This window comes from Pseudoalteromonas sp. SG45-1, assembly GCF_014164135.1.
Classification (GTDB): Bacteria; Pseudomonadota; Gammaproteobacteria; order Enterobacterales; family Alteromonadaceae; genus Pseudoalteromonas; species Pseudoalteromonas distincta.
In genome coordinates this window covers 1-8799 of sequence record NZ_JACJEP010000051.1, presented here as the reverse complement: position 1 = coordinate 8799, position 8799 = coordinate 1, and the positions used below count along the sequence as shown (strand labels likewise).

Here is an 8799-nt window from a genome sequence, read left to right as displayed (position 1 = left end):
CTAACATTTAAGCTTAGTGTCACGGTTATTTAAATTTTTATACATAGAATATGAAAAACTAAAATATTTTTTACTTAGTTTTGAAATTTCTATAAATATCCATTTATAAAACCCTAAATCATCTTCCTCAGAGTTGTGATAAGGCATAACAGCAAAGTCATAATTAAGGACAAATATTAATTCTTCTATACTGTATATGCTTTCCGCTTTATTTTTATAGGCTTGCTTTACATCTTCCCATAATTGCATTGCATTATCTGAGTACTTATCTTGCCAGTGCTCTTTCAACAATGCTGAGTTATTATGTTTTAAAGTAAACGGAGAAACATCTCCTCTCGTTAACGTATCAATATTTGGAAGTATTAATAGGGTTTTTGCCCAATACCTAGGGTAACTTTCAGGCAATCCTTCCCATGATTTTATTTGATTTATAACGTCTATATCAAGCTCATCATATTCTTGACTATTGATATCAAGTGATTTGTACCACACGAAATCTTCCTCATATTTAAAGTCAATTGAGAAGTCGCCTTCGGATGTCATTTCAAAACGCGCTTTATTCCAAGGCACATCGTTTTCATCCTTTTGCATTATTTTATAGAGTGCCTCAAAAGCATCATCACACTCTGCATACTTATTGATACCGTTGATTTTATTCACATTGAAATATTATATATCATCATTAAGGCTGTATTGCTGGTTGGATTGTGTTACACCATCAGGATGAATTAAAAAAATATCAAACCAAGCGGTATCCCACCTTTCAGGCAAAGCATTAAACATCGCCTGACCAATGTGGCTATATATTTCATCTAACGTTTTAAACATCATTTATCCTAGTTTTTAAATCTAAATGGTGCAGGTTTTCCAGCAACTATGTACTCGCCAAATATTACTTTAGGTGTTGTATTATCACCATCGTATTGTACCAATATTTCTACCTCAACGCTTTTACCTCTATCTAGCTCTTTGCCCCACTCTTTTTCCTTTTGTCGCCATTCGCCATAACGATTTTGGTCTTTTAGTTGACCAGAACATTGTAAAGTGGGTCTGCCTACTGCAGTATGAAATATACGTGTAAATCGGGTTGTGAGTTTTAACCAGTTTTCTGGGGATATATTAAGTCTTTCTAGCAAAGAAAGGTTTATATTATCAATATAGCCGCGTTTATCTTCTCGCATTATTTGCCCTGTTAACTCTACAAGTTAAAGGTACGATTTACGCTCAAATAGGGTTTAAATCTACATACCCTATTCAGGCTGCAAGTGCTGCTTTATTTATACTCAGCAGGTTTGCCATCTATAATCCACTGCGGGATATAGCCATTTTCTACGGTTAAATCATACCCTTTTACATCTTTAGCCAGTACTGCCATAGCTGTAAGAGGAATTGAAATAGCGCCCTGACGATCAGCACATCTACTGTCTTTTCCTGTATCAAAATATTCTTTATGAAGTTGTAATGATTTTTTCATTTTTTCATTATAAACATGCTCACCCTCATCACTAAAAACAGCCATAATAATATCTACTAGGGGCCATTTTAATCGACTGGCGTATAAATAAGCAAAGTCTTCGTAATCATCGGGGTTGCTTGTAACTAATGCTTTTTCAATTGCTGAGGCTAAATTTGCACCGGGCGTAAATACCGCTTTAAGTAAATCAACCAATGCGTAGTCAAATGGCCGATTTTGCTCACCTAAGCTAGCCTCTGCAAAAACGCTATTATCAATCGTTATTAAAAAATCAATCGCTTGTTTATTACGTAATATAATAGCGCTGTATAAAGCAGGCAGCCAGACTTCAACCTTAGTTGAGAAATCATCAGCCTCACCTATAACCTCTATAAAGTCATTATCGTAAGCGACTATAAATGGTTTACCTATACTTGCGTTACTCTGAAATGCCGCTAACGCCATTTGTTGTCCGCGTGTTAAATAAAGCCATGCGTTTTTGCTATTTGGATTCTCTACCGCCTCTAAAGGAAAAGCCCTAATGAGGTTTCTCTCAAATTCTTCATGAAAAGACATACCACCCCCTGCTTTTATAAGAAACAGGCTATCCTCTTCATCTTCAATATACTCCTCAACCATATCATCATAAGAAACTTGGCCATAGCTGTAGTGACTCTTTATCATTTTTGTACCCTTTAAATTGTAGTGGTACAGTGATTTTGGCCACCCATTAAGAAAGAAATGTTATGCTAATAAGCATACAAATTTGGGTGAAAAAATGACGAAATTAAAACGCGCAACGTATTCTGCAACAATAAAATTAGAAACAGCTCAGCTTGTAGTTGACCAAAGTTATACTCAAGAAGAAGCAGCCAAAGCGATGGGGGGGGTAAATCAACCGTCAGTAAGTGGGTTACTCAATTAAAGCAAGAGCGGAATGGCCAGACACCATCTGCTTCGCCAATGACGCCCGAACAAATTGAAACCCGCGAACTTAAAAAGCAAATCCAACGCATCGAATTAGAAAAGGATATATTAAAAAAGGCTACCGCTCTCTTGATGTCCGACTCCCTGAACAATTCTCGTTAATCGAGAAACTAAATCAACGAGAGCGTTTCGTTAAACTTAACTAGACACCCACTCTAATTTAACAAGCAAAACTGTAGCCAAACTGCAAAAATTAGGTTGGGTGTCTTGTTTATTCTTATCTCTATATTTGAGGAGCGATCAGACACAACGCCAATACTATCGTATGCAAATTCAGCTAATTGTGATGCAACACTAGGTGATAAAATATTCATATAAATTCCCTTTTATCTAAAATCTTTAAAATAATCTTCGCTATCTTCTATCTTATATATTTCAAAATCATGTTCCCATCTACATATACTAGAAGCATCAAATTCCAAATTTGGATTATCATAATTAGGAAAAGTAAAGTTTACTTCTGTAGATTCTAAGTCAGCATTTAAGCTACTTAACTTGAATTTATATTCACTTCGCTCTTTTATGCCATTGAGCTTTGAGCTCCAGAGCTCATACTCTTCACCGCCATGAATTGCAGTAATAAGTTGATAAGTAACTTCATGGGAGAACATATCACCGGGTATTTTTGACTCAACAACAACTTCTGGCATATTAAACGTGCCATCGGAAGCTGTAATAACCTGATCTTCTTTTTCAATTTTATGTGCAAATTTAAGGCTGCGATTAATTAAAACACCTTCAACGGGATTGCCGTTTAAAGTAATAATCCCTTTAACTTCAGAGCACATGTGTACGTCATATTTTTTTATTAAACCAAACATTTTGATTTAAAACCTCCATATTAAAAATGCTTTAAGTGTGGAGCATCACACCATTATTTCAATTGTATTATTTGTTTCCGTGCTTTATAGCATTCAACAAGCAAAACCTGTTCCCACGGCTTTAATAAAAATGGATAACTTTTTTCTATTGCCTACCAATTAAAATAGGTATTTCCATACTATTTATTAGGCTGAGTACCTATATCAAATTTAGCATTCTTTAAAATAGCGCCATCCCAGCATACATCAGTTAAAATAGCACCGGTAAAATCACAATCTGTAAAATTACCATGGCTTAAGTCAGCACCTGTAAGGTTGGACTTTCTAAACACGGTTCCTGTGAAATTTCCGTTTGATAAATCGGTATTCTTTAAATTCGCGTCATCGAAACAGACATCAGCAGCCTCTACATAAGACATTGTTGCATCACTTAAGTTACTACCAACAAACGTTGAAGCCCAGAGGTTTGCGTAGTCAAATTCACAAGAGGAGAAGTTAGATTCGTTACAGCTGCTCGCCGATAACTTGGCGTAGCTAAAGTCCGCATTGGGGCTAATAACCTGATATAAAATACAATCAAAAAACGCCGTTTGATTGCAGCTTGCCCCTTCAAGGTTAGCGGCTGTAAAGTCGGCATCTAAAAAATAAGCTAAATCTAAAATACCACCACGTAATATAACGCGCTCACCTTTGAGCATTTCAGTCGATGTTTCACTAATATCGCATTGCGTTAAATCAAGCCCTGAAATATCTATTCCCTTAACATTATTTTGTGAGCGTGAATCATCCAACTGCGCTAAAGCAGCCTCTTTAGACATAATTTAACCCACCAATGGTGCAGTTTTCGGCTTTAGTGCACTCTATATCACAATACTCAACATCAACCTCCATCTCAGCAAACACCTTAGCTGGGCGTAAATGTTCCATGGCGGTTTGCCAATGCTCAATCTGTGCTTGTTCAGTTAACTCCCAAGGTGCTGTCGATAAATCAAGACGAATGCCGCCCCAAGGTTGAAGTTCTGTTTGCGTTTTTGGTGTACTCAGTAATAATTCTTGGCCAAACTGCTTAACGTAATGCGGGCCTAAATAAGTGCGCATTGCTAACCCTTTGGGGCCAACATCAAAATAATCAACGGGAGCTAAAAATGCAGCCTCTCCCATCATCTCAATATACTCATCACGTTCGCTTTCCCACGGCTCATCAGGATAAGGTCTATCAATATGTACAGAGGCAATATCAGGCTTAAATATTTGTACTAAGCGGTCTGCAAACTCAAATAAAGCAGGGTAATGCTTACTGTTCAGTTTTGGGTCAAATTCAAAATTAATGCGCTGTTTAGGCATAACGTCAATGCAGCCAAAATATTTCGCCAATTTATTGCGCTTTAGATAAATTTCTTCACCACCACCTTTTTTAACCGCCGTTGCATTAGCTAAAATACCAATGCGGTCATAGGGCAACTTGCCGCGCTCCTCTAAACTCCAAAACTCAGGTGTAAACTCAGAGTAACTCTCAATTACATCTAATAATTCAGTGAATAGCGCTTCATCATTAAGCGGAGTGGTGCCTAACATAGAGACTCTTATCTGAAATGGTTTAAAATCCATCATTTATCCTTTTACTTTAACCCTGCGTTGTTTTTGTAGATCCAATCTTTTTGGCTAACGAGTCATCCTGGTGAAGTTTTATTCTTTCAAACACCACGCATCGTTACTTCTCTGATTATTTGGGTTACATTGCCAATGTACTAAATCTTTGGGGTAATATTCATGATCGATAAAACTGCTATCGTCAATATCATAAAGCTTAACCACTAAGGCAGCCTCCCAACACCAGTAACCTATATAGGCATCGGTATCCATTAAATGGTAATCAGGACTTCCTTCTAGCTTATACCAAGCATCTAAATAAGCCTTTACTAATGTAGGGCGTTGTTCTGGCTCACTTTCAATAACTTTATAAAGCTTGCTAAACCGCTTTTTAAAGAGTAATTTTTTGGATACTTCGCGTTCAACATCCCCTATTTCAACTGCAATACTATCAAATAATGAATCAAGACCTTGATTAGCAATTAAAGACAACATATTCAGGTAATACTCTTTTCCCATATCTAGGCAGTAAGCAAAACTTAGCCATTTTAGAAAGCTTTTTAAATAGTCTTCACGTATTTCTTCCCAACCTACACGCTCAGCCTGCTCGCTATCTGGTAAGGCATCGGCATAGTTTTTTTGCCATTGGCGATATTCTAGCGTATTTAGAAGATCAGGTTTTAAAGATAATAATTCATCACCACGTGAATATTTTTGGTGTAACAAGTAAATAGAGTCACTGACTAGCCTAAATGCACCTTTCATTTTGACTTCAATTGAATCAGTATCATCAAATTTAACGTCCCTAACATCTTCTTCAATACATTCTTTTTTAAACGCTATACGTTCATCATAATATGCTTTATTTTTTAAAGTATCTCGTAACATGCTTTGTTCTCTTATGTCATAAGCTTGTTTCAGTTTTCATAAAAAATTCTAGTCATTATTTAAGTATGTAATCCTTCAATATAAGATGCACACACTAAACCCTCTTTACTTTTGAGTTAGACATAATTTAACCCACCAATGGTGCAGTTTTCGGCTTTAGTGCACTCTATATCACAATACTCAACATCAACCTCCATCTCAGCAAACACTTTAGCTGGGCGTAAATGTGACATGGCTGTTTGAAAATGCTCAATTTGCTCTTGCTCTGTTAATTCCCAAGGCGTTATTGATAAATCAAGACGAATGCCGCCCCAAGATTGAAGCTCTGTTTGCGTTTTTGGTGTGCTCAGTAATAATTCTTGGCCGAACTGCTTCACGTAATGCGGGCCCAAATAGGTGCGCATAGCCAACCCCCTTAGGACCCACTTCAAAGTAGTCGACGGGCGCTAAAAAAGCTGCATTACCCATCATTTCAACATGCTCGTCACGTTCACTCTCCCACGGCTCATCGGGATAAGGCCTGTCAATGTGTACAGAGGCAATATCAGGCTTAAATACTTGCACTAATCGGTCAGCAAACTCAAATAGCGCAGGGTAATGTTTACTGTTTAGTTTTGGATCAAACTCAAAACTAATATATTGCCTTGGCATTACCGCAATTCTAACTGAATACTTAGCAGCTTTATTACGCTTTAAATAAATTTCTTCACACGTCATCCTTGTTGTAACCCCCTTTACAACATTGAAAATATCATCGCGATTATACGGTAATTTACCACGCTCTTCTAAGCTCCAAAATTGCGGTGCAAATTCAGGGTAGCTTTCAATTATATTTAATAGTTCAGTAAATAAAGCTTCATCGTTAAGCGGGTTTGTGCCCAGCATAGAGACTCGTATTTGAAATGGTTTAAAATCCATCATTATTTTCCTTTTACTTTATTCCAACGTTGCTTTTCTACATTCCACTTATGGGTAATAGTGTTCTTACTGTTACCTAATAGAGCACTTCACTAATATCGCATTGCGTTAAATCAAGCCCTGAAATATCTATTCCCTTAACATTATTTTGTGAGCGTGAATCATCCAACTGCGCTAAAGCAGCCTCTTTAGACATAATTTAACTCACCAATGGTGCAGTTTTCGGCTTTAGTGCACTCTATATCACAATACTCAACATCAACCTCCATCTCAGCAAACACCTTAGCTGGGCGTAAATGTTCCATGGCGGTTTGCCAATGCTCTATAAGCGCTTGTTCTGTTAGTTCCCAAGGTGCTGACGATAAATCAAGGCGAATTCCACAAGGGGATCAATATGGTACTTACACAGAAAGCCTTTTGCCCTTTTTAACTCCCGACCTACTTGCCAAGGCCGAAAGGTTCTTTATTGAGGAGGAAGAGTCTGAACCGCTGACTCTTTTTATTGCGCATTGGGTTTTACACGACAATTTACACAATGCTGCCCGTATTCTTGGCTATCTAGGAAAGACAACAGCAACAAGGGAATGGGTTCCTTGTTATCGGCGAGGAGACCGTGCAGAAAGCCCTTTTATTACAATTGCTCAGAAAGAAGCTAAAGCAAAACCGTTGCCTTATTTAGGTGAAGTGTCTGATATTAAATCAGCAATAAAATCTTGTACTACAACTGCTTTGTTATTGCAATTAACCACTGACCATTGGCAAGATAAACAACTTATTGAAGCGGTTTTAAAAGCTGCAAAACTAAAAAAATATCAAAAAACGCTAGATGATCGCTGTGCATTAATTAATGCTGTACTTAGTTGCAAACGAGCTTGAGGCCGCAGTTGAGTTATTACCTTCCGTAAATACGGGCCGAAGAAGGTGGACTAATGCTGAATATGGTGCAGATCCGATTAAAGATATTTTAAATTTTTTAATGAAGTCGCCAGAAAATTTAACCTTAGACTTATTTAATATATTACTTAAAGAAATATCAAAAATATTTCCTCAATGGATTTGGTCAGCGTATTTTAGTTTAGCACGCTTGAGCTGTCACCTTTCAAAATCTGAAGTCGTAGAGGCGCAGCAAGCTATAATTAAAACGGCTAGTAAGGTATTTAAATTTCCATCTGACAATACTGCTGTTTATTTCGGTTTTTTGAAAGGAACACTTGAGGTTGAAGGTTATAGCAGTTCACAATCAAATCAATTAGTAACCTGGTTTTATACAATCAAAGATCTAATGAATCTTAAAGGATGCTACGTTGATATAGTTTGGATAATGGAGCAAATTGCCAACTTAAAAGCACATTTGCCAAACGACGTATGGGAAAAGTTCTCCATTGATATATACACTAATATTAAATTTAGTGAGTATAAATATAAAGCGAGATCAATACTTGAACAAACGCTACTTCACTTATGGTCGGTAAATGATTTAACGCTTCTGAAAGCGCTCATTGAATCTAATAATTTACCTGAACACTTGCAGTATGATTTTTATCGAAGTATCTGGAAAGATATTCATTTAGCACCCAAGCCCTATGATGTATTAGCACTGACAAAGCCAGACCTAAAAGCGACATCAATTCTGAAAAATGAATTTATTGAATCTCTATGTCGCGTGATGGTTGAGCATCAACATCCTGATGCTCAGCGTATGCAAATTTACTACAATCAATATGATGAACTTGCGATAATTTACTAGGTAGCCAATGAGTTTGCTCGGACAAGATATGACACATCAAGTCTGAGCTACTACCCATTACCTTTCTGATAATCTTCACTTATTTTAAGAAGATATTTTGATCACTTACTATTTTAAATAAGTACCTATTTAAAATAAGTACCATTAATTAAAAAGCGAGGCAGTGAATTACTTTCAACCGTTACTTCATTTCCCATATCATGCCACATGCATGCCATGCCGAGTAATTGCAGGGGTAAGAATGAATCTACAGGGGCATGATCCGGACCCGCCTCATTAATGTGGTAGCGCTCTTGCGCTTGCAGGTTTTTGGCAAGTGCTTCATTAAAATCACAACCAACATCAAAAGTTGCTGGCGATAAAGCAGCTAGAGTCTCTAAGTATCCGAAAGCAAT

At 37.1% G+C, this 8799-nt stretch carries 12 protein-coding genes and 3 pseudogenes; 3 read left to right on the top strand and 12 right to left on the bottom strand.

The genetic code is table 11. From position 1 onward, the window contains the following. The 5 genes and pseudogenes from H5117_RS20140 to H5117_RS20125 form a co-directional block, all read right to left on the bottom strand. Positions 1-660 (bottom strand): hypothetical protein, encoded by a 660-nt coding sequence (locus tag H5117_RS20140; protein ID WP_182739002.1) that lies wholly within the window; start codon positions 658-660, stop codon positions 1-3. Positions 661-669: 9 nt separating this feature from the next. After that, complete coding sequence (locus H5117_RS20135) at positions 670-831, bottom strand: hypothetical protein (protein ID WP_182695701.1); 162 nt, start codon at positions 829-831, stop codon at positions 670-672. A 5-nt stretch (positions 832-836) separates the two neighbouring features. Further along, positions 837-1016, bottom strand: a pseudogene (locus H5117_RS20790) (DNA/RNA non-specific endonuclease); the annotation flags it as partial. A gap of 15 nt (positions 1017-1031) precedes the next feature. Next, positions 1032-1229, bottom strand: a pseudogene (locus tag H5117_RS20785) (transposase); the annotation flags it as partial. A gap of 44 nt (positions 1230-1273) precedes the next feature. Further along, on the bottom strand, positions 1274-2137 hold the full coding sequence (locus H5117_RS20125; protein ID WP_182739001.1) for an immunity 49 family protein: 864 nt from the start codon (positions 2135-2137) through the stop codon (positions 1274-1276). Between the two features lie 94 nt (positions 2138-2231). Here H5117_RS20125 and H5117_RS20120 point away from each other — a divergent pair. Then, positions 2232-2562: pseudogene (locus H5117_RS20120) on the top strand (transposase); the annotation flags it as partial. 204 nt (positions 2563-2766) lie between these two features. Here the strand turns inward: H5117_RS20120 and H5117_RS20115 are convergent. The 6 genes from H5117_RS20115 to H5117_RS20090 all read right to left on the bottom strand — a co-directional run bounded on the left by H5117_RS20115 (position 2767) and on the right by H5117_RS20090 (position 6660). Further along, positions 2767-3261: a DUF6795 domain-containing protein gene (locus tag H5117_RS20115; RefSeq protein ID WP_182739000.1), complete on the bottom strand. Its 495-nt coding sequence runs from the start codon at positions 3259-3261 to the stop codon at positions 2767-2769. A 179-nt stretch (positions 3262-3440) separates the two neighbouring features. Further along, entirely contained in the window at positions 3441-4079 is a 639-nt protein-coding gene (locus H5117_RS20110; RefSeq protein WP_182738999.1) for a pentapeptide repeat-containing protein, read from the bottom strand. Continuing rightward, a complete protein-coding gene (locus H5117_RS20105; RefSeq protein WP_182738998.1) occupies positions 4072-4869 on the bottom strand; it encodes a hypothetical protein in 798 nt (265 codons plus the stop codon). Before H5117_RS20105 ends, H5117_RS20110 begins: the two co-directional genes overlap by 8 nt. Before the next feature lie 78 nt (positions 4870-4947). After that, positions 4948-5739: a PoNe immunity protein domain-containing protein gene (locus H5117_RS20100; RefSeq protein WP_182738997.1), complete on the bottom strand. Its 792-nt coding sequence runs from the start codon at positions 5737-5739 to the stop codon at positions 4948-4950. 116 nt (positions 5740-5855) lie between these two features. After that, a complete protein-coding gene (locus tag H5117_RS20095; RefSeq protein WP_182738996.1) occupies positions 5856-6116 on the bottom strand; it encodes a hypothetical protein in 261 nt (86 codons plus the stop codon). Next, positions 6034-6660 (bottom strand): hypothetical protein, encoded by a 627-nt coding sequence (locus H5117_RS20090; RefSeq protein WP_182738995.1) that lies wholly within the window; start codon positions 6658-6660, stop codon positions 6034-6036. Before H5117_RS20090 ends, H5117_RS20095 begins: the two co-directional genes overlap by 83 nt. Positions 6661-6960: 300 nt before the next feature. On the opposite strand from H5117_RS20090, the gene H5117_RS20085 reads away from it, so the two are divergent. Together H5117_RS20085 and H5117_RS20080 are read left to right on the top strand one after the other, a co-directional pair. Further along, positions 6961-7533 carry a hypothetical protein gene (locus tag H5117_RS20085; protein WP_182738994.1) on the top strand — a complete coding sequence of 191 codons (573 nt, stop codon included), beginning with the start codon at positions 6961-6963 and terminating at the stop codon, positions 7531-7533. Then, positions 7505-8404 (top strand): hypothetical protein, encoded by a 900-nt coding sequence (locus H5117_RS20080; protein WP_182738993.1) that lies wholly within the window; start codon positions 7505-7507, stop codon positions 8402-8404. The genes H5117_RS20085 and H5117_RS20080 overlap by 29 nt, the downstream gene beginning before the upstream one ends. 125 nt (positions 8405-8529) lie before the next feature. Here H5117_RS20080 and H5117_RS20075 read toward each other — a convergent pair. Beyond that, positions 8530-8799 (bottom strand): Imm49 family immunity protein (locus tag H5117_RS20075; protein WP_182738992.1); only part of this gene is annotated, 270 nt, incomplete at its 5' end.